22 protein-coding genes are annotated in these 24,413 nt (G+C 47.3%); 10 read left to right on the top strand and 12 right to left on the bottom strand.

What is annotated here, in order from left to right; translation table 11 throughout:
• Window positions 1-181: 181 nt before the first annotated feature.
• Both leuD and leuC read right to left on the bottom strand, forming a co-directional pair.
• Window positions 182-784, bottom strand: coding sequence for a 3-isopropylmalate dehydratase small subunit (leuD, locus tag LCF57_RS01575; protein ID WP_225999147.1), 603 nt, complete (start codon window positions 782-784; stop codon window positions 182-184).
• A 21-nt stretch (window positions 785-805) separates the two neighbouring features.
• A complete protein-coding gene (gene leuC / locus LCF57_RS01570) occupies window positions 806-2,230 on the bottom strand; it encodes a 3-isopropylmalate dehydratase large subunit (protein ID WP_225999146.1) in 1,425 nt (474 codons plus the stop codon).
• 411 nt (window positions 2,231-2,641) lie between these two features.
• On the opposite strand from leuC, the gene LCF57_RS01565 reads away from it, so the two are divergent.
• Together LCF57_RS01565 and LCF57_RS01560 are read left to right on the top strand one after the other, a co-directional pair.
• Entirely contained in the window at window positions 2,642-4,117 is a 1,476-nt protein-coding gene (locus LCF57_RS01565) for an FAD-binding protein (RefSeq protein WP_225999145.1), read from the top strand.
• A gap of 69 nt (window positions 4,118-4,186) precedes the next feature.
• The gene (locus tag LCF57_RS01560; protein ID WP_413232175.1) at window positions 4,187-4,348 is read left to right on the top strand and encodes a hypothetical protein; all 162 of its coding nucleotides are present in this window, start codon (window positions 4,187-4,189) and stop codon (window positions 4,346-4,348) included.
• A gap of 464 nt (window positions 4,349-4,812) precedes the next feature.
• Here the strand turns inward: LCF57_RS01560 and LCF57_RS01555 are convergent, their stop codons facing one another.
• Window positions 4,813-5,202, bottom strand: coding sequence for a YmaF family protein (locus tag LCF57_RS01555; RefSeq protein ID WP_225999144.1), 390 nt, complete (start codon window positions 5,200-5,202; stop codon window positions 4,813-4,815).
• 90 nt (window positions 5,203-5,292) lie between these two features.
• Complete coding sequence (locus LCF57_RS01550; protein ID WP_225999143.1) at window positions 5,293-6,108, bottom strand: DUF2935 domain-containing protein; 816 nt, start codon at window positions 6,106-6,108, stop codon at window positions 5,293-5,295.
• A gap of 212 nt (window positions 6,109-6,320) precedes the next feature.
• On the opposite strand from LCF57_RS01550, the gene LCF57_RS01545 reads away from it, so the two are divergent.
• The 7 genes from LCF57_RS01545 to hydF all read left to right on the top strand — a co-directional run bounded on the left by LCF57_RS01545 (window position 6,321) and on the right by hydF (window position 14,658).
• Window positions 6,321-6,857, top strand: a complete 537-nt coding sequence (locus LCF57_RS01545) for a hypothetical protein (protein ID WP_225999142.1) — start codon at window positions 6,321-6,323, stop codon at window positions 6,855-6,857.
• A 129-nt stretch (window positions 6,858-6,986) separates the two neighbouring features.
• Entirely contained in the window at window positions 6,987-9,149 is a 2,163-nt protein-coding gene (gene fdhF / locus LCF57_RS01540; protein WP_225999141.1) for a formate dehydrogenase subunit alpha, read from the top strand.
• The gene (locus tag LCF57_RS01535; protein ID WP_318840569.1) at window positions 9,146-9,775 is read left to right on the top strand and encodes a 4Fe-4S dicluster domain-containing protein; all 630 of its coding nucleotides are present in this window, start codon (window positions 9,146-9,148) and stop codon (window positions 9,773-9,775) included. The genes fdhF and LCF57_RS01535 overlap by 4 nt, the downstream gene beginning before the upstream one ends.
• Before the next feature lie 71 nt (window positions 9,776-9,846).
• Window positions 9,847-11,313: a [FeFe] hydrogenase, group A gene (locus LCF57_RS01530; protein WP_225999140.1), complete on the top strand. Its 1,467-nt coding sequence runs from the start codon at window positions 9,847-9,849 to the stop codon at window positions 11,311-11,313.
• A gap of 69 nt (window positions 11,314-11,382) precedes the next feature.
• Entirely contained in the window at window positions 11,383-11,973 is a 591-nt protein-coding gene (locus LCF57_RS01525; protein ID WP_225999139.1) for a 4Fe-4S dicluster domain-containing protein, read from the top strand.
• Window positions 11,970-13,418 carry an aspartate ammonia-lyase gene (locus tag LCF57_RS01520; protein WP_225999138.1) on the top strand — a complete coding sequence of 483 codons (1,449 nt, stop codon included), beginning with the start codon at window positions 11,970-11,972 and terminating at the stop codon, window positions 13,416-13,418. The genes LCF57_RS01525 and LCF57_RS01520 overlap by 4 nt, the downstream gene beginning before the upstream one ends.
• Window positions 13,405-14,658, top strand: coding sequence for a [FeFe] hydrogenase H-cluster maturation GTPase HydF (gene hydF / locus LCF57_RS01515; RefSeq protein ID WP_225999137.1), 1,254 nt, complete (start codon window positions 13,405-13,407; stop codon window positions 14,656-14,658). The genes LCF57_RS01520 and hydF overlap by 14 nt, the downstream gene beginning before the upstream one ends.
• Before the next feature lie 120 nt (window positions 14,659-14,778).
• Here the strand turns inward: hydF and hydG are convergent, their stop codons facing one another.
• From hydG to LCF57_RS01500, 3 genes are all read right to left on the bottom strand, one after another.
• Complete coding sequence (gene hydG, locus LCF57_RS01510) at window positions 14,779-16,191, bottom strand: [FeFe] hydrogenase H-cluster radical SAM maturase HydG (RefSeq protein ID WP_225999136.1); 1,413 nt, start codon at window positions 16,189-16,191, stop codon at window positions 14,779-14,781.
• A 59-nt stretch (window positions 16,192-16,250) separates the two neighbouring features.
• A complete protein-coding gene (hydE, locus tag LCF57_RS01505) occupies window positions 16,251-17,294 on the bottom strand; it encodes a [FeFe] hydrogenase H-cluster radical SAM maturase HydE (RefSeq protein ID WP_225999181.1) in 1,044 nt (347 codons plus the stop codon).
• 279 nt (window positions 17,295-17,573) lie between these two features.
• Window positions 17,574-19,190, bottom strand: a complete 1,617-nt coding sequence (locus LCF57_RS01500; RefSeq protein ID WP_225999135.1) for an alkaline phosphatase — start codon at window positions 19,188-19,190, stop codon at window positions 17,574-17,576.
• A gap of 239 nt (window positions 19,191-19,429) precedes the next feature.
• Here LCF57_RS01500 and LCF57_RS01495 point away from each other — a divergent pair, with 239 nt between their 5' ends.
• Complete coding sequence (locus tag LCF57_RS01495; RefSeq protein WP_225999134.1) at window positions 19,430-20,347, top strand: LysR family transcriptional regulator; 918 nt, start codon at window positions 19,430-19,432, stop codon at window positions 20,345-20,347.
• Between the two features lie 336 nt (window positions 20,348-20,683).
• On the opposite strand, the gene LCF57_RS01490 is transcribed toward LCF57_RS01495, so the two are convergent.
• From LCF57_RS01490 to LCF57_RS01470, 5 genes are all read right to left on the bottom strand, one after another.
• Entirely contained in the window at window positions 20,684-20,824 is a 141-nt protein-coding gene (locus LCF57_RS01490) for a hypothetical protein (protein WP_023989112.1), read from the bottom strand.
• Between the two features lie 78 nt (window positions 20,825-20,902).
• On the bottom strand, window positions 20,903-21,703 hold the full coding sequence (locus LCF57_RS01485) for a hypothetical protein (RefSeq protein WP_225999133.1): 801 nt from the start codon (window positions 21,701-21,703) through the stop codon (window positions 20,903-20,905).
• Window positions 21,704-21,920: 217 nt separating this feature from the next.
• Entirely contained in the window at window positions 21,921-22,133 is a 213-nt protein-coding gene (locus tag LCF57_RS01480; protein ID WP_225999132.1) for a hypothetical protein, read from the bottom strand.
• 144 nt (window positions 22,134-22,277) lie between these two features.
• Window positions 22,278-23,558 (bottom strand): helix-turn-helix domain-containing protein, encoded by a 1,281-nt coding sequence (locus tag LCF57_RS01475; protein WP_225999131.1) that lies wholly within the window; start codon window positions 23,556-23,558, stop codon window positions 22,278-22,280.
• A 33-nt stretch (window positions 23,559-23,591) separates the two neighbouring features.
• Window positions 23,592-24,410, bottom strand: a complete 819-nt coding sequence (locus LCF57_RS01470; RefSeq protein WP_225999130.1) for a carbon-nitrogen family hydrolase — start codon at window positions 24,408-24,410, stop codon at window positions 23,592-23,594.
• Window positions 24,411-24,413 lie beyond the last annotated feature (3 nt).

Here is a 24,413-nt window from a genome sequence, read left to right as displayed (position 1 = left end):
TCCCCTAACTTATATATGTAATATTTTTGTGCTCCTGCGTAGGTATAGTCCTCAACCATTTTACATTTACAATACCATGCTCAGTCGAGCCGTCAACCCCTTATTTACCAATTTAATTCTAAAAATAACAAAAGCCCGCAGGCAAAAGAATTGCCAATACGGGCTTTCTGCTCAAATATGATTATGCGCCTTGCTTGGCAGCACGTTTTTGTTCATAAGCCAGAATTTCAGCTTCATGCTGGAGCGTTAAGCCAATGTCATCCAAACCTTGCAGCAGGAATTGACGACGATGCTCATCCAGATCAAAATCAATATGCAGACCATAATCGTCAGTAATTGTTTTTTCGTTCAAATCTACGTTCAATTGGTATTTATCATGCTTCGCCGTGCGCTGAAATAAATCCTCTACTTGCTCTTCAGACAGCTTGATCGGCAAAATACCATTTTTAAAACAGTTATTATAGAAGATATCTGCAAAAGACGGTGCGATTACAGAGCGAAACCCATAATCCATAATCGCCCACGGCGCGTGCTCACGAGAAGAGCCGCAGCCAAAGTTGGCGCGAGAAATCAGTACAGATGCCCCTTCATAGCGAGGCTTGTTCGGTTCAAATTCAGGATTGATATTGCCCGCCTCATCAAAACGCCACTCATAAAACAGAAACTGTCCAAAGCCTGTGCGCTCGATTCGTTTCAAGAACTGCTTAGGAATAATAGCATCCGTATCCACGTTCACCCGATCCACAGGCGCTACGATTCCTTTTAAAGTTGTGAATGCTTCCATCGTAAATTCCTCCTCTGTATCCTAGTGGACTACTTCTTCCTGCTTGAATTTCCAATCCCGTACATCGACAAAACGTCCATGAATCGCCGCAGCGGCTGCCATTGCCGGAGATACGAGGTGAGTCCGTCCTCCGCGTCCCTGACGACCTTCAAAGTTGCGGTTAGAGGTAGACGCACAACGCTGTCCCGGTTGGAGCACGTCCGGATTCATCGCAAGACACATACTGCATCCCGCTTCACGCCACTCGAATCCTGCTTCCTTGAAAATAACGTCCAGTCCTTCTTGTTCAGCCTGAATTTTCACACGACCTGAACCTGGTACGACGATTGCTGTTACTCTGTCAGAAACCTGGTAGCCTTTGGCAACCTCGGCCGCAGCGCGTAAATCTTCAATCCGCCCGTTGGTGCAGGAGCCGATAAATACATAATCAATCGCAATTTCCGTGATCGGTGTACCTGGCTTCAAATCCATATATTCAAGCGCTTTTTCAGCCGCTTTGCGTTCGTTTTCTGTCGGCAATTCTGCCGGAATTGGTACGTTCGAGGAAATATCTGTACCCATACCTGGGCTGGTGCCCCAAGTTACTTGCGGAATTAAGGAATCCACATCAAACTCCAGCACAACATCAAACTCAGCGCCTTCATCTGTAACAAGCTCCTTCCACTCAGCAACCGCCTGCTCGAAAGCAGCTCCTTGCGCTACATGTTCACGTCCACGCAAGTAATTGAAGGTGGTTTCATCTGGCGCAATCATTCCAGCTCTAGCTCCGCCTTCTATGGACATGTTGCACACCGTCATGCGCTCTTCCATGCTCAATTCGCGAATGGATTCGCCTGTGTACTCAATAACATAGCCTGTAGCGAAATCCGTGCCGTATTTGGCGATGACGCCCAAAATCATATCTTTCGCTGTTACACCCGGTTTGCGGCGACCTACAAAACGAACTTCCATCGTTTTTGCCTTCGCCTGCTGGAGACATTGCGTTGCCAGTACGTGCTCTACCTCGCTTGTTCCGATACCAAAAGCAAGCGCCCCGAACGCACCATGTGTGGAGGTATGGCTGTCACCACAAACAATCGTTTTCCCCGGATGAGTCAGACCAAGTTCAGGCCCCATAACGTGAACGACACCTTGATCAATGGTATCCAGATCATACAGCTTAACACCGAAATCGCGGCAATTTTGAGTTAATGTATCAATCTGCTGTTTGGAAATTGGATCCGTAATATTGTAGCGATCAAACGTCGGTACGTTATGATCCATTGTTGCAAATGTAAGCTCTGGACGACGCACCTTGCGTCCGCCAAGACGAAGTCCCTCAAACGCCTGCGGGGAGGTTACCTCATGGACCAAGTGAAGATCAATATACAAAATACTCGGCTTTCCCGCTTCCTGATAGATGACATGGTTATCCCAAATTTTCTCGAACATGGTCTTTTTACTCATCAACATTCACCCCTGTGCTTTCGAACTAGTGGAGAGAAACTATACGGATCTCTCTTGAATGTCAACAATATACCACGACATGTTTGATTGGTCTAAGATATGATATCTATAGAAGTGATAGTCTTCACCTATAAGGCTGGATACGGTAAAATATTGGTTTTGAATATTCATACTGCGAAGGTTGAGTTAATTATAATAGTCTCAGATTGCATTGACAAAATAAGTAATAAATTTGTACAATTAGGAAAACTTTTGCTTGCAAATGCGTTCGTACTTAATTTTGTAGTAAGAAGATTTGTCAAACACACGGCTGCATGTACTACTGTGATATAACGATCTCAAAAAAATGGAAAACTGACTGCGAGATTCAGCCGAAGATAATATTCGCATCCTAAAAAAGGAGATAGAATGATGAAACGAATTGCAATATCCGTTGAACACTACACTCCAATTTTGATTGTCGGTACGGGTATCTCAGGGCTTACTGTTGCTTATTATTTGTCAAAAAACAATATTAAGTACACGATTACAACAAAAAAGAATGCTCCCAAACAAAGCAACTCCTTTCTTTCAGCCGCAAATACGCGTGTTCCATCAGAGAATGAAATTAATAATATTATTAATCTTACTATTGATAAATGTGGAGCAGATCGATCAGTTATTGAAACACTATATAGAAATTCCAACATAATTATAAATTTTTTTGAAGAATTAGGAATTCCTTATGAGAAAACATCCTTTGGTATCATGCCTGAATGTTTGATTAAATCACATGGGGGAAAGAAATTAATCAATTGTTTGTTACAACATATTGAGCAACCGATGTGTAATAAAATTTTGATTCATTTGGAAAAGTCTGATCATGGAGTTATCGCCTTATTTTATGACACACAATCAGATCAATTTATCAGAATACATACTAATTATTTGGTATTAGCTACGGGAGGATATGCGGGACAATTTTGCTACAATGATAATTCTCCAGGTTCAACTGGTGAAACGCTTATCTTAGCTAAAAAAATAGGTGCAAAATTAAAAGGAATGTCTACAGTAATGTGTCATCCTTGGTCTATATACAACGGAAGGCAAATTTTATTGGGCGGAGTTGTATCTTTGAGTCAAGGGAAAATAGTAGATGAGGAAGGAGTTCAATTATTAAAAGATGAGTATATTTGTGATGCAATTGCTCGAGATGATTACCACGAAATGATTGATGAGATTTTAAAATTTCAACTAGAATGCATCAAACAAAAAAAGGATATGTACTTGGATATGAGCCATGCTGATGAAAACTTATTGAATGAAAAATTCAAAAAATATGGATTTAGTCCTAATGTAGTTAAAAATAAAAGAATCAAAATTACACCAACGATGCACTATTCTTCAGGAGGAATCGAAATCAATGCTAATGCTGAGGTTATAAACTTGAATCGTGTTTTTGTTACTGGAAAAGCTCAATTTAATGGTGATCTTGGTACAGGAAGAATCCCTGGGCAAGCATTCGCATCGGGTATCGTTTTTGGTAAATTAATTGCTGACAAAATAGCTAATGAAGGTATTTTCAATACTCAATATCAATTTTCATTTAAAAATCCGCCTGAAACTATGCAACTGTATTCGAAAGAAAATAATGACTTTCCGATTGAAGAGTTTCAGAAAAAATTGTCAACTCTAATGATGGATTTGATCGCTTCCAATTCTACTACATTTTCTCTTTCATTCTATAAAAAGGAAATTCAAGAAAGTCAAAACATAATATTAAGTAGAGCAAGAGGATCAGGAAAACGATACGAGGATATTTTAACATTATTTTTTGGATATTTTATTGCAATGGAATTTATAGAAGATCTTGAAGAAAAGACAGGCTTGTTGACTAACCAAAAATAGGATAAAAAGAGTCGCCTTTTCGGGTAATGGAAAGTAGTTCTCAAAAACGGCATCGTTGTGAACATTCCAATGCTGTTTGGAACCACCGAAAATGAGGTGTATGGACAGTTGTTCTCTGCACTTATCGTATACGTACTGTTAAAAACGATGTATGGCCGCGTAAGCCTTCGTATTCCCAAGCATGAAGCAATGGAGTTTGTTCGTTTTACGCGTCTACTCTTGCTATATTAGTTAATCAACTTGGCCTGCTCTCATATAATACTTTCCACTAATCTTAACTGACACACGCGAAAACTTTTCTATAGTACCGCCATAGCCCACAACCGTTAAGTACTTTAATTTATTTGCTCTCAACAACATAAAGTTTGGATCATAGAGTTGATAATTCATCATTTCAGGTTTAACACCGCCTCATCGGAATATTCCATTACCTGGTTATAGGGTATTCACCCAATTACTTACGGTGACAAAAAAAGAGACGATGATAACAGCTCATGCTCATAGAGCATATGTTGCTACTTACTTGGACCAATAAGGATGCATCCTAACTATTGTTCACTCTTATCCTCTTAGCTCAATAAAAAAGAAGCCCAGAAAAATATCTCGACCTCTTCCAAGGAAAACTTTTAATACTATATTAGTAGTAGTCAAAGGCATATTTGTACGGGGATGAGCTTTCAAATGGATTGGTAGCGTTATCCTTCCTCATCTCCAGTATTTCCACCGTACCTATGGGCGTGAGGGATTCTACCGTTTACCGTTGTATACCCTTCAAAATGGTGGTAATGCCCACCACCTGCCAATTGAATTGCTGGTCCTGTTGTTCCTCTAATGATGTGCGTATGTTGATCGTTAAGTGATGTTTCTGCATAATAATGGTGAACATGCGGAACGCCACTTGGAGCTGGTTGTGTTACTCCAGCATAATGGTGATAGTGTCCAACATCAAACGAAGTATTGCCTTTAAAAGGATGAACATGAACTTTTACTGGTCTTCCGTCCCACGAAGTAATAAAAAGCTTATGCGAATGAGTGGAATCGGAATCGTCGGAATGAACAACGAAACCTGTTATTGGTATTTCCATCAGCAGCCACCTCTCTTTATCAACTGCTACATGCTATGAAAGAGGTAGTGTAGATGTTCAATTTTTCTCGTACAAAAATACCAACGAAAATCAGTGCATGATCTCTTTCTTATTTACCTTAACACCTGATAAAGATTGATCAAACATATCGAGAATAAAAAGGAAACGCTCAGCTTCACGAAATACATGATCAGCCAATAAAGGATGGATAATGCTTTTTATTCGGCATTCGTCGATTAAATCACGCGCTGTTTTCTTAAAATCACGCAAGGATTTAACAGAAACACGGTTTTCATCAACAAATTGACTTAGGAGCGGAACGGTTTGCGACTGTGGCCGCATATAACTTAAATCAATAGCTTGAAACATCAGCGTATCGAAATCATTACTGAATTCCCTTGCTTGTTCGACCAGTTTGCGCTCAGACGGATCAAGCAAATGACCTATAAATTTCGAGTGATCGGCCATAATCTTTAAGAAAAAGATATTCTCATCAATAATAGCATCGGGCAGTGGTTCAAGCTTTCCCGAATTGAGTTCCTCTAAACGGTTTCTGAAATAATTCGCTTCCCGGCTTATATGATCTACCAATAAGGGGAAATTTGTTTGTCCAGGTAGTTTACATTGCAATATAAGCCCCAAAACCATTCTCTTAAACGCCCAAATATTAGCCGCCGCATTCCGGACCTCTGTATTAAATTCTTTAATTGTGTGCGGGTCTGTATCGATATTAAAATCGTGTGATCTCCTCTCAATCCCCTCAAAAATAGCCTGAAACTGATTGGCTTCTTGAATGAGTTGAGTATCTTCAGCTCTAAAGCCTAATCCCAAGAAAAATGAATGCTCCTTCATGATCCTCGACCAGAATCGTATCTCATCTAATGATCGGGCAACAAATGCATCCAATCATATCCCTCCTCTGCAGCAACACATTTAGTTAATGATATGGCGTATATCTTGGCATGATACCTAAATTTTTTAGTGAAATAAGATTATTAGAGTTCATATACTTTATAAACTATAAGGAATGAGAATGACCTTCTTTAGCAGTGAGTTTTCACTAAATCCCCAGCATACCTATCTACAATCTAAACTATGTAAAATTTTGGTTAGGTGTAATGAATTTCACATCTTTCCGGGTCAACCTGTTCTACCATAGAGGGGTGATACGCCGTGCTGGGCAGACCACTTTGGTCGGAACGGTTACGTCCTGCCCTAAACCAGCTACACAGGCTGTCTGGCATGCGCGGCAAGCACGCCTTTATTTTGATTCGAAGCGGAGTGTCCAGATGTTGAATACCGAATGGGAATACCGTGAGCGCATAAGGAAGCTAGCCGTATGCATTGTTAAGCATTACCGGGGAAAAGGTCCGGATAACGTCAAGGTTTCACTGGATTCGCCGCTCCGGATTACGGTAGAAATTCGAGGTACCTTGTCCAATCTGTCTGAAATTCTGGTTCATGAAGGGGCCGAGGACAAGGTCAGGGAATATTGGAGCGTCCTTCGTCCCTATCTGGAAAAGGAGTTTATGAGCGAAGCGGAAAAAACACTCGGCAGTCCCTTCACTTACAGCTGGGAGGTCTGCCCCTCCGTCCATGGAGACGGACATATTATCATTACTCTTGAACTACAACACATACACCGGTTGGATTAGCGGGAAGGAGCTTGTCTCCTCGCTCGCGGATAAGCCAGTACAGGATGCAGCGTAAAGCGGCATTTTTGTATTGGCTTTTTTTCATGTTACGAGTTTCATCTATTTCATATAAAAAGAGGTGCTGCACACATGGCAGACAAGGTATTAACAGTATGTCCCTACTGCGGAAGCGGTTGCCAGATTAATTTGCTGGTAGACAAGGGACAGGTAATTGGCGCAGAGCCGGCTAATGGTCGTACAAATGAAGGCACACTGTGTCTGAAAGGACACTATGGATGGGATTTTCTGAATGATCCGCAGATTCTGACTGCACGCTTGCGCAAGCCCATGATTCGCAAAAATGGAGTCATGGAGGAAGTGGAGTGGGAGGAAGCCATTCAATATACTGCCGAACGGCTGTCCGCAATTAAGGAAAAATACGGACCTGACTCCATTATGGGGACGGGCTCTGCACGCGGTCCAGGAAACGAAGCGAATTATGTTATGCAAAAGTTCATGCGGGCGGTCATTGGTACAAACAATATTGACCATTGCGCCCGTGTCTGCCACGGCCCTTCTGTGGCAGGTTTGACCTACTCACTCGGGGATGGGGCTATGTCCAACTCTATTCCTGAAATTGAACATTCTGATCTTATTTTCGTGTTTGGATATAATGCACCCGAAACGCATCCGATCGTCGCAAGACGCATTGTAGCTGCCAAGCAAAGAGGTGCCAAAATTATTGTATGCGATCCGCGCATGACTGAAACTGGACGCATTTCAGATATGTGGCTACCTCTAAAAGGCGGTTCGAACATGGCTTTGGTGAATGCCTTTGGTCATGTGCTAGTGCATGAAGGACTGTACGACAAACGATATGTGGAAGCAAATACAGAAGGCTTCGCCGAATATGTAGAAAGCATTAAAAAATATACGCCCGAATATGCAGAAGGCATTACGGGGGTCAAGGCGGCTGACATTCGGGCAGCTATGAGGGAATATGCAAAGGCCCCTACCGCTACCATTCTGTATGGTATGGGCGTATGTCAATTTTCACAGGCCGTTGACGTGGTGAAGGGGCTCGCTTCCCTTGCGCTGTTGACCGGAAATCTGGGCAAGCCGAATGTAGGTATTGGACCTGTACGGGGACAAAACAATGTTCAGGGCTCCTGCGACATGGGCGCATTGCCGAATGTGTATCCTGGCTATCAGGATGTAACGGACAACGCGGCTCGCAAAAAGTTTGAAAAAGCATGGGGTGTTGAGCTGCCGCGTAAAAAAGGATATCCACTTACGGAGGTGCCGCACCTCATCCTGAAGGAGAACAAGCTGAAAGCTTATTATATTTTCGGCGAGGACCCTGTACAAAGTGATCCGAACGCTGCCGAGTTACGTGAAGCGCTAGACCAATTGGAATTTGTCGTGGTGCAGGATATTTTCATGAACAAAACGGCGCTGCACGCCGATGTCATCCTCCCTTCTACCTCCTGGGGCGAGCATGACGGTGTATATTCTTCGGCAGACCGGGGTTTTCAGCGCATCCGTAAGGCCGTTGAGCCGCAGGGTGATGTAAAACCGGACTGGGCCATTATTAGCGAAGTTGCTACCGCCATGGGCTACCCTATGTCCTATGCAAACACTGAGGAAATTTGGGATGAAATGCGGAGCCTCTGCCCATTATTCGCTGGTGCCAGCTACCAAAAAATGGAGGAACAAGGCGGCGTGCAATGGCCCTGCCCTACAGAGGACCATCCAGGCACACCGTATTTGTACAAAGGCAATCAATTTTCCACGCCTAGTGGTAAAGGCCGATTATTCGCCTGCGAATGGCGCCCGCCACAAGAACAACCGGATGCAAAGTACCCGCTTGTCTTGTCTACAGTCCGTGAGGTAGGCCATTACTCCGTGCGTACCATGACTGGCAATTGCCGTGCGCTACGCCAGCTGTCTGATGAACCTGGCTTTATTCAGATTAGCCCGGAAGACGGAGCAGATCTGAACATTCTGGATGGCGAAATTGTTGCCATATCCTCCCGTCGGGGACGCATTATGGCACGGGCACAAATCAGTGATCGTGTAAAAAAAGGTGCGACCTACATGACTTATCACTGGTGGGTTGGAGCATGTAATGAGCTGACCGCTGATTTTCTCGATCCGGTATCCAAAACCCCGGAATTAAAATACTGTGCCATACGGCTGGAACGGATTGCCGACCAAGCCCAGGCCGAACGTGATGTACATGAATCATACCAACGGATTCGTAGACAGATGAACGTCCATGAAGCTGTTTTGGCTGATAAGGTGACGAGATGAGCGGCGCGCAGGACACGCTACATCGTCCGTTGAGTAGAATGGGAGCAGCAGATAGAACAAGTGCTGTTGCCTCCTCCTTCGTAGTCGCAGACGGTGGGCAATGTATTGGCTGCAAAGCCTGTGAACTGGCGTGCTTCGCCGTTCACAGTCAGACTAACGGCATTGGCGCCTCGGTCGGAACCGTCAGCGTACCTGTCGTCCCCAAGGTGTATGTTGTGCGCGCCGGGGATACGTATGTGCCGGTGCAATGTCGGCATTGTGAAAATGCCCCCTGCGCACATGCCTGTCCGGTGCAGGCTATTCGTCAGGAGGACGGCGTGGTCATGATTGATGAGGAACGGTGCATAGGCTGCACCTCCTGTGTTTTGGCCTGCCCCTTCGGGGCCATTGAGGTGTCTCCAGTCTATCGGGCCGGGCACGTCGTGACGCAGTCCGGTTTGACTCACCGTGCAAATCGAGCTGCCCTTCCCCGTACTGCGGCAAGCAAATGCGATTTGTGCGCAGAAACTGCAGACGGACAGCCTGCCTGTGTAGAGGCGTGTCCGAATCATGTGCTACGGCTGGCCAAAGGCATAGTCGACTCGCCTCCAGAGCGTCGTAAGGAAGTCTTTTTCCCGCGCCTGTAAGGTCAAAATCAGCCGCAGAAAGGTAGAAAAATATGTCAACTACAACAGACAAGATCTCTTCGCCTCCTTGTATGGAGGCGACTGATCATACAGACCCTGTCATTCATATCGACCCTACGTTGTGCACTGGATGCAGACGCTGCGCGGGAGTTTGTCCGGTAGGTGCCATAGAGGGGCTGCCGGGAGAACCACAAACTGTGAACGCAGACCGCTGTGTTTTTTGCGGTCAATGTGTACAAATATGCAGTGTATACGCATCAGATTGGGCCGATGCATCCCCACAGGAAGCCGCCATCAGACGGCAGGAACGTATGCGTGAACGCGATATGCCTGCCGACATCGGCGAACCGCTGTTCGCTGCCTATTATAGCTATAGCCTGAATAAGGTAACTGACATGATGAAGAAACCAGGACAGCTTCGTATCGTCCAATGTGCTCCGGCTATTCGTGTGTCGCTTGCGGAGGAATTTGGTATGCCGTTCGGTACGCTGACGCCAGGCAAAATGGCCGCAGCCCTGCGCCGCCTTGGCTTCGATCGGGTATATGATACGAACTTTGGAGCTGATGTAACCATCATGGAGGAAGGCACCGAGCTGATTCGCCGCGTGACCGAGGGCGGACCGTTACCGATGTTCACATCCTGCTGTCCAGCATGGGTGCGTTTTGCAGAGATAGAATATCCCGATCTGCTGGACCATCTATCCAGTTGCAAATCACCAATGCAAATGGTGGGAGCACTAGTCAAAACTTATGGTGCGCAGCTGGATAAGGTGGAGCCTGCGAATATTTACAGCGTTGCGATCATGCCATGTACCTGTAAACAATTTGAATGCGATCGTCCCGAAATGGAATCCGACGGTTACCGTGATGTGGACGAGGTACTGACAACGCGTGAGCTTGCACACTGGATCAAGCAGTCCGGAATTGATTTTATGAGCCTGCCCGATGAAGAATTCGATTCACCGTTAGGACAATATTCAGGAGCGGGTACTATTTTTGGTGTGACTGGAGGGGTAATGGAGGCTGCCATCCGTACAGGCTACGAGCTGCTGACGAATGAGAAGCTGCCAAAGCTTCAGCTGGATTTTGTGCGTGGCGAAGAAGGCATTCGAGTAGCCGAGGTTCAGGTGGGAGAGCTGAAGCTCAAGGTGGCGGTCGTCGCCGGGCTGCAACATGCCTATCAGCTGCTGGATCGTGTACAGGCGGGCGAATGTGATTATCATTTTATTGAGGTAATGGGCTGTCCTGCTGGATGTATCAGTGGAGGTGGGCAACCCAAGCTCATGTTAGAAAAACAAAAAATTGAGGCTTATCGTGCGCGTAAATCGTCCATCTATGGACATGACGCTGCATCTCAGGTACGCAAATCGCATGAGAATCCTTTTATCATCAAGCTTTACGATGAATTTCTGGGTGAGCCGCTAGGTCATGTATCGCATCATCTGCTGCACACGACCTTTCACAAACGCGGACCCGGCAAGCAGAGCCGCAGCCGTGATGTTTCCACCAATGGGAATAACGATTACTCCCTTCATTAGTACGTTAAACACATAAGGTTAGTCAGTAGAAATTATATTTTGTCGTTAGTTAGAGAGGAGTCGAGTTGTATGAATCGTTTTGTTTTAGCTGATCCCGATCAATGTATCGGCTGTCGTACCTGTGAAATCGCATGTGTCATCGCACATTCAACGGATAACCCTTTTATCTCGCCGGATGACGAGTTTCATTTTCACCCTCGTCTTAAGGTCATCAAATCATTTGGAGTCACCGCACCGGTTCAGTGCCGTCACTGTGAGGATGCCCCCTGCGCTAATGCTTGTCCGAACGGCTCTATTACGAACGCAGACGGCTGTATTCTCATTAACAGCGAAAGCTGCATTGGCTGTAAAACCTGTATGATTGCCTGCCCTTACGGCGCAATTACCATGGTACCCCAATATAAAGACGGGCAGCCTGTTGTACAAGACGGACTGTACACCAATATGTCAGGCCGTTTGCAACCCAAAGAACGCATGATTGCCAGCAAATGTGATCTGTGCGAAGGTGTGGACGGCGGCCCGGCCTGCATTGGAAAATGTCCAACACAAGCCCTCAAGCTGGTCGAGCCAGATCTGGTTCATGCCCGGGTTGAGGAAAAACGCGCTGCAAGTGCACGTCAGCTGCTGCATATGACGCGCATTCCGGCGACGGGTCTATGAACCCATCTTCTCCTCTGGCCAAAGATACGCGTACCGAACGGGATGCGCTAGGAGACATGGAAATTCCTGCGGATGCCTTTTATGGTATTCACACTGCACGCGCGATGAACAATTTTGCAGTCAGTGGCAGGCCCGTGAACCAACAACTGATTCAAGCTCTTGTGTTGGTAAAAAAAGCAGCCGCTCAAGTGAACGGTGAGCAGAAACGACTTCCTGCCCACCGTGCTGCTGCCATTATCAATGCCTGCGACGAATTACTCGCCAGACGGTACCAAAATATGTTCACTGTCGATGCCCTGCAAGGCGGCGCAGGCACTAGTACCCATATGAATGTGAATGAAGTCATTGCTAATCTGGCCATCGTACAGCTTGGGGGCCAGCCCGGACAGTACGAACTTGTACATCCACTGGATGATGTCAACTGCTGCCAGTCTACGAATGATGTCTATCCTACAGCGCTTCGAATTGCAGCGATACGGCTGCTTCGGCCTTTATGTGACGCCATGTCTTCTTTACAGGAGGCTTTACAGCATAAAGAAATGGAATATGCCGACCTGCTCAAACTGGGTCGCACACAGCTGATGGATGCCCTGCCCATGATGGCCGGGCAAGGCTTCGGTGCCTACGCTAAGGCCATAGCACGTGACCGCTGGCGGCTCTACAAAGCCGAAGAACGGCTGCGAGAAATCCCTATTGGCGGCACGGCAATTGGCACAGGCATGAATGCGCCTCGCGCTTACAGCTACCGGATGGTCGAAAAGCTGGCGGACGAGACTGGGTTGGGACTATGTCGCAGCGACCACCCCATGGACCCGATTCAGAATATGGATGTCTTCGTGGAGGTATCGGGTCTACTCAAATCCGCCGCCGTGAACCTGCTCAAAATATCTGGCGATTTTCGCCTGCTGGCCTCTGGTCCTTTCGGTGGTATCGGGGAATACACGCTGCCTCCGGTCCAGGCTGGCTCCTCTATTATGCCGGGCAAAGTCAATCCGGTCATGGCTGAAATGGCCGGATTGACAGCAATGCGCGTGATGGCGGAGGATGCGGCTATAACGATGGCGGCTGCCTCCGGACAGCTGGAGTTGAACGCGTTCCTGCCGCTGATTTCCGAATCACTGCTGGAATCGCTGCATATTCTCAGCAATGCCGTTCAACTGTTCACGGAACGGTGTGTGCGCGGCCTGGTCGTACATGAGGAACGCTGCTCTGCAAATCTGCGCAACTCAGCTGTGATGGCTTCCGCGCTGGTCGCGGAGCTTGGCTACGATGAAGCTGCCTCCATTGCATCAGCAGCTATTGCACAGGGTCGCACACCAGAGGATATTGCAGAGGAGCGCGGTCTACTGACACGCTCACGGATTGAGCAATTGTGCCATCCCTATACAGTAACCAAGCCCGGAATTCCGGGGCAGGAAGAAGGAACTCACCATGGGAATGAATGATACCCCGCGTAGCAACCGACCACATATCGCCCTGCTCGGTCGCCGCAATGCGGGCAAATCCAGTATTCTGAACACCCTGACCGGTCAGCCCGCCGCTGTGGTATCTCCTGTAGGAGGAACGACAACGGACCCGGTTTTTAAGCCGATGGAGATACTCCCTGTGGGTCCCATCGTTCTGGTGGATACCGCCGGACTGGACGATGAGGGTGAGATCGGGACACTGCGCCGTGACAAAACACTACAAATACTAAACAGTACCGATTTGGCACTGCTGGTTATCGACGCTACTGTGGGAGTCGGACCCTTCGAGCACGAGCTGCTCGAAAAGCTCCGCACCAAAAAAATTCCTATCATTGCGGTATTAAACAAAGTCGATACCCTTCCTGAATCAGAACAAATGATCACAACGCTGCAGGCTGAACTGGATCTCACGTTGATTCCTTTCAGTGCCTCTATGCGCTGGGGAGACGCGGAACTGAAAAAGGCTATCACTGGTACCCTCCCCCAAAACGAGGATCGTTTTCGCATTGTCGGTGATCTGCTGTCACCCGGCGATGTTGTCGTGCTGGTCGTTCCTATCGACAAAGCTGCACCGAAGGGCCGATTGATCCTGCCGCAGCAGCAGACAATCCGCGATACGCTGGAGAGCGATGCTATCGCAGTAGTGACCAAAGAGCATGAATTACGGTTGACGTTAGAGCGACTGGGAAGTAAGCCTCGCTTGGTCATTACCGATTCGCAGGTTTTTATGAAGGTAGCGGCAGACACGCCCAAGGATGTGCCCCTTACCTCCTTTTCCATCCTGTTTGCCCGTCATAAGGGCGATCTTGACGAGCTGGTGAGAGGCGCAAGAGCCATTGATCGTCTCAAGGATGGAGACCGCGTACTCATAGCCGAGGCCTGCACGCACCAGTGCCAATCTGACGATATCGGTCGAGTGAAAATTCCCCGCTGGCTCCGTCAAACCATAGGCAAACGCCTCATTATCGAGCATGCATCCGGCTCCAGCTTTCCTGACGATCTGAGCGAGTATGCACTGGTTATTCATTGCGGTGCCTGCATGCTCAATCGGCGTACAATGCTTCATCGAATGTCGGAAACGAAAGCCGCAGGGGTTCCGATTGTGAACTACGGTATTTTTATCGCTTATGTACAGGGGGTCTTTCCCCGTGCTATTGAATGTTTTCCATCTGCTATGCTGGCATGGGAACAAGCTGTTGAGGCCAGCAGTTATTCCTAAGGATCTCATCATTAATATTTTTTTATTTCTCCAGACACACAAAAGCAGCCGCGCTGGTTCCAACGCGACTGCTTTTTATTTTCCACTTATACTTATTAATTTCCAAAAAAATATAAATTACTAGAAATACAAATCGCGCTCGCCTGCTTCCAGACGTTCCAGTCTGTCAAGCGTCAAACGGCGTGTCGATTCACGTGGTATACGCTCCAGATTCTCTCGCAGGGCGGCAGCTCCCAATTCACGCGCCTCTTCATCCCCATAATCCAGCAGATATTCTTGAAAGGTCAGTAGCGAATTCGGCTGGCACACATTGTGAATTTGTCCGGATTTGGCGAGCTCCATGAAGCGATCTCCGGTCCGTCCCTCACGGTAACAAGCTGTACAGTAGCTTGGCATATATCCGCCACGGCACAGACTTTTGATAATTTCCATCGGCGAGCGATGATCCCCGACCTCGAACTGAGGCTTATCATTCGTCTCTTGTCTTGCATATGCCCCTACACCGGTAGCAGAACCAGCACTGATTTGCGATACACCCAAACCAATGACACGATCCCTGAATTCCGACTCCTCGCGCGTAGACAGGATCATTCCCGCATAAGGTACAGCCAGCCGAAGAACCGCTACAATTTTCATAAAATCCTCGTCACTCACCAAATACGGATAGCGTTCCGGGTCCACATTTTCAGCCGGACGAAGTCGAGGAACAGAAACGGTGTGAGGGCCGCAGCCAAACACTTCTTCCAGGTGCTCAGCATGCTTAAGCATCGCTACGGTTTCATAGCGGAAATCGTACAGACCGTATAACACACCGATCCCCACATCATCTATGCCTGCACGCATGGCTCGGTCCATTGCTGTGGTATGCCAATCATAGTCCCTTTTTGGTCCTTGAAGATGATATTTGCGATAGCTTTCGCGATGATACGTTTCCTGGAACAAAATATACGTACCGATCCCAACCTCCACAAGCTTCCGGTAATCCTCCTCCGTCGTTGCAGCGATATTAACATTAACCCGCCGGATGCTCCCGTTGTCCACCTTTATATCGTAGATCTGACGTAGACAATCGACAATATAATCAATAGTACAATTGACAGGGTCCTCCCCCGCTTCCAGTGCAAGCCGTTTGTGACCCATTTCCTGAAGCACCCTAACCTCCTCGATCAGTTCCTCCGGTGTCAGGCGACTGCGGGTAAAGCTGTCATTGGTATGCTTGTAGCCGCAGTATTCGCAGTTATTAACGCAGTAGTTGCTTACATATAGAGGAGCGAACAGCACAATCCGGTTGCCATAAATCTGCTCTTTCACCGCACGTGATGATCTAAACATCTCCTCCAGCAGTTCGGGGTCATTCACATGCAAAAGAGCCGCCGCTTCACTTGCACTCAGTCCCCGGCAGGCTCTGCCTTTTTCCAGAATTTCCAAAACCCGATTTCGATCCGTTGCCTCTTGCTTTCCCTGCTCCACTGCCGCCATAATTTCTGCTTCATTAATAAAATCCGCCGACACTTTCTCCCGTACTCCACTCACGTATACCCATCTCCTTATTTATGGTTACTGCAATTGTTGTCGTCATAGCCTCTCTAGGTTTACTGTCTCATGAACTGTCGCTGAGCCTTTAAGCTGTCGCCCCGTCCCATGTCCACCTCAAACCCGGCCCCACGGATTCGCAGCTCCAGGCAATGTCGGCATTGGGCAGACTCATCGCCCAAACATATTTTATTTTCATAAATTGCATACTTGGGCCTCACCGCCAGCGGGGACAAGTTGGGCATAACCACATTCGCCCCTGCCTGAAGCGCCTTTTCTCTGCCTTGGGGGTGAATGGTCCCCATCGCCGTAGATGCCGGAATGAGCGCATCCGGAACGACCAATCGGGACAACGAAATCATATCCAACGCCTTTTCCATACTCCCCTGACTGGCATCCCTGAGCGGCGTGTTGCTATGAGGTAAAAAAGGGCCAATCCCAATCATATCCGGACTCAGACTATGCAAATAGACCAAATCGTCTGCCAACTCACTGTTGGTTTGTCCCGGTAGTCCCACCATACATCCGGCCCCGATCTGAAAACCGATTCGTTGCAGTGCCAGTAGACGATTGCGCCTGCTTTCTATCGTCATTGTTGGATGCAGCTTGGCGTACAAACGAGGTGAAGCTGTTTCATGACGCAGCAAAAAACGGTCTGCCCCCGCTTCGTATAATAGCTCATACGTTTCATCATCCCGTTCACCAATGGACAGTGTAACCGCCACATCTGCAAAACGGCTTTTAATTTCCCGAATCAGTTTCGTCAGTCGGGCCGTCGTAAACCAGGTATCTTCACCGCTTTGCAGTACAAACGTCCGATAGCCCAGTTCATATCCCTCCGCACAGCAGGCCAGAATTTCTTCTGGCTTCAATCGGTAGCGATCTGCCTGTTTGTTGGAAGCACGCAACCCACAGTACATGCAATCCTGACGACATATACTGGAGAATTCAATTAATCCCCGTAAAAAAACACCCTTGCCATAACGCTCCATTTTTGTGCGAGCTGCCAGCTCCCGTAATTGGGCCCGCACGATTGGATCTTCATCCAGACGTGCCAGCAGCCTTGTCATTTCCGTATGCGTCCATTCCTTGCCGTCAGCCAGACGCAGTAATAATTCGTCCGTGACTCATCCCTTCTTCCCTCGTCCATCCGGACTTCACTTCGTCAGCAGCTTGTATCGTACATTTATAATTCTAGCAATATCAGCGGAGATATAACGTGATTAGTTTCACAAAATATCCCATTCACTAAATTTCATCTCCGCTCTCTGCCTCAAAAAATACATAATTACCCAAGCACAAAAAGCAGCATAAAAACCGGCGCAAAAAAGCTGCCTCCTCCTTTTAGGGAAGAAACAGCTCTATTGATCGTTCAGTTTATTTTATTGAATCAAATCAATCGCCTGCTGTGGTACAAAATAATCAACGCCGTTAAACACGACTACACCGTTGAGCATGGAATTTTTGCCATTTAGCGTAGCGATGTTTTTGTATACCGGAAGCTCCAGCTTGTTGCTGCCCTTAGTTACGGTAATGACCTTCGTATCCGCCGTAAATTTGGCTCCTTTAGCTTCAAAAGCCGTTTTTGCAGGGACAAACAACTGCTTGCTCACCGTATCCAAATTCAGTCCGAGGACACGTGTCATGTATTTATTGACATCCGTGTTGTCGATTACACCGGATGGACGATCTCCATTTGGCGCATACGTGTACAATACGACATCACCACCTGTATGCCCCCCTGTCGTCCAGCCGATATTCGCACGCTTACTAATGATCGGTCCAACAGCATAATTCATGCTGCCCTCTTTGGCTTCTTTGATCGTTTTCACTTCTTCATCCGTCAAATCCGTAATGCCAAAATATGTCGACAACACATCTTTAATGTTGCTGCGATCTGCATTCAGCTTGGCTTCCAATCCTTCGCCCGTCAGCTTCGCTTTTTTGAGTGGATCTATAAAAGAAGCTAACGGCGTTTTGTCGTAATTGCTTGTGGTATTACTACTGCCAATCGTCAATCCACCGTTTCCGTGATCTGTGACCGCTACAACAACCGTATTTTGGTTCTGCTTGGCGTAGTCCAAAGCGACCTTCACCGCATCGTCAAATGAAAGCACATCACTGATAATACCCGTTGGGTCGTTTGCATGCGCTGCCCAATCCACTTTACTGCCTTCGACCATCAAAAAGAAGCCTTTGTCGTTTTTGGACAATATATCAATAGCTTTCGTTGTCATCTCTGCCAGACTAGGTTCCTTCGATGCATCACGATCCAGATCGTACGCAAGGGCTTCCGGAGCGAAGCTGCCCCAGAGCTTGCTGGAGGTTGAATTTTTTAACCCTTCAGGTGTTGTGATAAAGTCATAGCCCTGGTCTTTGATTTGAGCGATCAAATCCTGCCCGTCCTTACGCTCGGCTGCTTCCAGGAACTTACCGCCACCACCCAGCACAACATCAACACCGTTAAAGGCCTGCTGCATGCTGAGTGCATCATAATTTTTACGGTCAGGATAATGGGCAGTGAAATCAGCCGGAGTGGCATGCATAATCTCCGAAGTAGCAATGATTCCCGTAGACTTACCTGCTAGCTTCGAGGCTTCGAGAATGGAGGCTACAGGCTTCTTGGCGTCGCCCGCTGCGATAGGTTGTTGATCAGGCATGGTCGCTTCGTCCGGAAGGACGCCTACATAACCCGTATGTGATTTATGTCCTGTGGCAAAAGCAGTTCCCGCCGGAGCAGAATCTGCAATCGGAGCATCGGCAGAATGTGTGCGCACCATGCCGCTTGCCATGCTGTCTAACGTTAAGGAAGAGCCTTTATACCATCTAGCCAGTGCAGTGGCGTCATTGGCCATACCATCTGGAATAAGAATAATTACATTTTTAATTGACATGTCTTTCTCGGCGGCCATCGCCGTCCCACCACTAACTGCTAACATCATAGTCGCTACCAGTGCAGCTACCGGCTTTTTCGTATGTATCCCCCAACATTTCAGCATTCATTTTCCTCCCAGACACTTTATTGTACAGCCAGAACTAAGATTAATTGGATTTTGTAAGGAGAATGTCAAGGGAACTGTCTATCTATATTAAAAGTCCTGTTTGTGAAAAAAACGCTTCATCTATATAACAATTGTGACACATGAAAACGAATGGGATTGGGAATTTGATTTTAATATTGTATAATCAGTCCATGATGTAATAGGTATAGCTTATAAGATAAGGAGCTTAAAACTCGATGGAATTCAGACAGCTTCAATATACCCTGCAAATTGCAGCGGAAAAAAACTTCTCGCGCGCAGCAGAAAAGCTGCACATTGCCCAGCCTTCTCTGAGCCAGCAATTGTCCAAATTGGAAAAGGAACTCGGGGTGCTGTTATTTCAACGTAATACAAGCACCGTGGAATTGACGCATGCAGGAGCAAGCTTTGTGGAAAAAGCAAAAAAAATTGTCGACGCGGTCGAGCAGCTCCGGCAGGAAATGGATGATATTTCTCAGCTGCGCAAAGGGAAGGTCGTGGTTGGTAGTATGCCTATCACGGGCTCTCATTTGCTGCCGCATGTATTGCCTGTATTCAAAAAGGCTCATCCGGACATTGAAATCGTGTTGGTCGAGGATTCGTCCATGAATCTGGAGAAAAAAACCGCCAGCGGAGATACCGATCTCAGCCTGCTGTCACTCCCCCTAGCAGAGCCTACACTCTCCTATGTGCCTATCGGTGAAGAATGGATTGATCTCGCTGTTCCCCCGGGTCACCCCCTAGCCCTGCGCAAAAACGGTGACCAGCCGCAGCCTGTGCATATGGAAGAACTGAAAGACGAGCCTTTTGTCGTGCTGAAAAAAGGGCAAGGCTTTCGCAAGCTGACAATGGATTTGTGCCATCAGGCGGGCTTTGAACCTCATGTGGTGTTTGAAAGCACCAACATGGAGACCCTCCAATCGCTCGTGGCGACAGGTATGGGGGTGACGCTCGTCCCCCGATTTATCGCGCGGGCTGCCAGCAGCGAGTTTGTTCCAGCCTTACTGCCTCTGGCCGAACCGACGCCAAGCCGTACCTTAGCCATTGCTTACCGCAACGGACGTTATCTGTCCAAAGCCGCCGAAGCTTTTATTGATACTTTCCGGGAAACGGTCAAGCAGCTTTCTCAAAAATAGCTCCGCATATGAAAAGGACCGTCTTCCTCCCAGCCAAAGCCAGAGAAGAAGACGGTCCCGGGGCTACGCCCCTATATTAGCGATCTAATGTTTAGTTTATGGTTCGAATACAATGTTGTGATGTGTCTTCCATCCGGTTTCAACGAACCACATTCCATGTTCACTTAAATTTCATGTCAGCCTCGCCTGATTACTATAATCTTGCTCGGAAACTCCACTTTATCCACGCGCATCACTTCTTTCCTTAAGGTCTCTAGCCTTGGGTTCCCAAGAATGTTCTACCTCAGTTCCAATGTGCTGTGTGATCCCAAAGTGCCTGTCCTCGCCTTTTCGTGATCAGGGTCGTCCTAAATCAGGTGGACTTTTATCCTGATCATAGCCCATTTCATAATTGTTACCGACAACCTGTCTGTTTAAGCCTCTCGGCCGTGACAGGCCATCCCTATTCGCCAGTTCGGATCTACTTTGGTTATCCATCGTTATCAACCTCCTGGTGTCGGGATACTATTATAATACACTTACAATCTGTATCTGAAACAGGTATCGACAATTTTTTTACCGGGAAGCACCAAACGCTTGCTGTATCTCGGCTTCGCTCACCTGTGTCTTAAAGACCAGCTTTGACGGATCTTGCGGTGAATAAATGACCTCTACAATGCTTCCTTGCTGCAGCTTGGGCAGCTGCGAGGCAAAAATCTCCTTTTGCACAGTTGTATGAAATGTGTCACCATTGCTTTTCGTTACGCTCAACACAAACTGAAGCTTGATTCTATTGGACCCGGCTTCCCCCAAAGGCGTAACATCCAACACCTTCGCATACGCCTGCTCTCCAGTTTCGGCATTCTCCATCAGCTCAGGCAATACGCCTTGCTTGACCATTTGCTCATTCATTAACGCTTGCAAATCCGTCTGCGACAACTGACCCTTCAGATCAAGACCTACCTTCATTTTGTCTTTCTCTGATACAACCAATGGGATGATCGCCCCCGGCTGAAATTGGGCCATGGAGGTCAAAGGAATAATCGTCGTCAAGACGGTATCATACTTGTCCTCCCCTTGCTTGGTGACAGTCAATCCGAGCTTCACCTGCGGCTGATTGTTTACATAAGTGCCTGTTTGCTGAACACTTGTGACAATCCCTACCCCTGGAACACCGTTTTTGACTTTACCGCCTCCAAAAAGCATCTCCAAAATGCCAGGTAGAAAAATTAGCGCAAAACCTGTGTAAATTAACGGTCTAAACCACGAAGCATCCATAACCAAAAATGGATCATCCCACAAATAGTTGGCCAAGAATGGTGAGAAGCCTACGCCAAACACCAGAAGTACCCCAATCGCAGTTAAAAATCCTTTCATCCTTCGTATCTCCTCTTCCATCTGTATATAATTTGTGCCAGTAAGTCAGGTGAAGCGTTTTGTTGAATTCTTAAAATTACGCTATTTCAATGTGAACACTTAGTCACCTGGGCTTCCCACAATTGTTAATTGCGCTGTCACCAAGCCCAATATAAATTAACTCAGATGGAGTTAGCGAATTGCTGCCCAGCCCCACTGTATCTCCAGTACATGGAATTTACAGTTTGGATACGAGTGTTTCCAGCGTTTTTTGGTATCGGCTGCCGCTCGCTTCCGTGACATCCAGCACAAGCACCACAATCGGGTCAAAATTTACGATTTTCCGAAAAAGTTCATCATCTGGCTGCACCTCGTATTTTGTATTGTCGTTCCTTATAAATTCAGTATAAGAGGCGGTATCGGGCACCACAATACGTTTTGGCGCATGCAAACAAACCGGAAAAACAGGAGCTTTAACCTGTATTTTGCCGGTTTAGTTTTGGGCGTTGAGTTGGTTTATACAAAATTTTGCACGCTTTGGAGCATTCAATTGTCAGATCATGCGCCGATTTTGTGAAAAACGAGTGAATGCAGGCTATTTTTTACGTAAAAGATAGACCAATTTGCGGTAATACGCCGAGGATTCCTTATAGCGCCGACTGTCTTCCGATACAACCGCCAGCGTTTCATATAGCTGTTCAAGCCGTCCCGGATGCTGTAGCGCCTCAAAATAAGGCAAGCATTGCAAAGCATGCGTCCAAAACGCATCCTGATCCCCTTGGGCAAGCGCTAGCTGACTTTCATAAAAATCAAGCCCCATCTGCTGATCTGTTGTCAAACTTGTTTGGTGCAACTGATCCACATGCTGTGATAGCAGCCCCCAGTTTTTCCGGGTAAATGCGATCTCACAGCGATATGTCAGCGTAACAGGCAGCAGCATCTGCTGCATTTCCTCCCGCTCCCGGCTCACCAGTGTTTCAAAACGCACCACTTCCTCCAAAGCCTTATCCAGCTCGCCAATCGACGTCAGCATAATAATCCGGTTGTTCAGGATGGTGGTGAGCATATCTGCCGCCTTTTCCAGATAAACCAGATTGGCCTCCGCCATGGACAGCGTTAACAACGCTTCCTGTACGGAACCCATGGCAAAACAATACCCGCTATAGGCCACATACAGCCCCGTCAGACGGTGAAAAAGCCGATCATCATACACCCTTCTCATCGTCTGCTCGAATACCTGCTTCGCCTGATCAAATTGCTTAACCTGAATGCAGGCCTCCATCATGATATTTTGCGCATTCAACCAGTTTTCGCTGCCTTCTTCTACTAAACGGTTGAGCTGTGTAACGTTATTCAAGACATCATAATAATGATTTTTAGATCGAAAATACTGTATTTTATAAAATAAAATCGCTTTTTTCAGTGGCGCCGGCAACTCTACCTCGTCCGAACGGCCAAACTTCTCCAAATAGAAATTCAAGTAGGACCGATGCAAATATTCATAGACTGCCGGTTCATTAATCTGCTGAAAATAGACGGCCTTCATCAAATAGATCGTCATTTCCACCACCAGCGAGTCATTGCGGTCCTCCAGCTGATCGACAAAGCTTTCCGTAGCGGGATTCGCCACCTTGGACAGCTCCGTAAAAATTTGATCCGCTGTAGCCAGCGTCTTCTCGTCCGCCGCGTCTGCACACAGCAGATAGGACGAAGTCACACCCAGACGTGAAGCGATTTGCTCGGCCAAATCCTCTGCCAGCGGGTAACGATCAGCCAGAATATTCGCAAAATGTGCAGGTGTCACCAGCCCGTCTACCAGTTCTTTGCGGGACAGATTTTTCTTTTTACACAAAAATTCAATTCGTTCCTTAAGCATGAAATGTTCCTTTCTAAGAAACAGGCTGCCGTTTTATCGATCATACAATGAGGGACGACGATCCTCGAACACCGGAATACGCCCACGCACATCCTGCACCAAGGCTGATGCCATCGTTCCTGTAATAATCTCCTCCTGCTCTCCGCCCGCGGCAATAACCTCACCCCACGGATCAATGATGAGGGAGTGTCCGAAGAAATCGGTATCTCCGCTGCGACCAACCCGGTTACAGGCAATGACATACATTTGATTTTCAATGGCACGTGCGGTCAGCAGGGTACGCCAGTGATGGAGCCGGGGATGAGGCCACTCTGCGGGTACGATTAGCAGGTTGGCGCCAGACAAGGCCAGACTGCGGGCCAGTTCGGGAAAACGGATATCGTAGCAGATCGACGCCCCCGCCTGAATCCCGCCATCCAGTGTGAACAAAACTTTTTCCTCACCAGACTGCAAGTATTTTTCTTCCTCCATAAGACGGAATAAATGAATCTTGGAATACGAAGCCACCTCGGCTCCTGTCCGGTCAAAAATAATCATTGTATTGTACACATGACCGTCGCTTTTTTTCTCTGCAATCGACCCGGCGACCACGTTCACCTGATGCGTGGCGGCGAATCCAGCTATCCATTCCCGAGTCTCTGCCCCTTCCTTGTCGGCCAGCTCATGAATGCGATCCAGGGCATAGCCCGTGTTCCACATTTCCGGCAGGACAATCAGATCCGGCTTTTGCGCGGCTGTTACTGCCTGTTCCATTAAATTACGCATATGACTGCGGTTTTCCGGGGGATTTCCCAGTTCAATATGAGCCTGTATAAGTGCAACACGGAACGGCTGAGCTGCATGATATGTCAAAAT

Origin of the sequence: Paenibacillus sp. BJ-4 (assembly GCF_020404765.1) — a bacterium.
GTDB lineage: Bacteria > Bacillota > Bacilli > Paenibacillales > Paenibacillaceae > Paenibacillus.
Note: the sequence above shows the minus strand (reverse complement) of the source record. Positions and strands in the feature narration are given on the sequence as shown.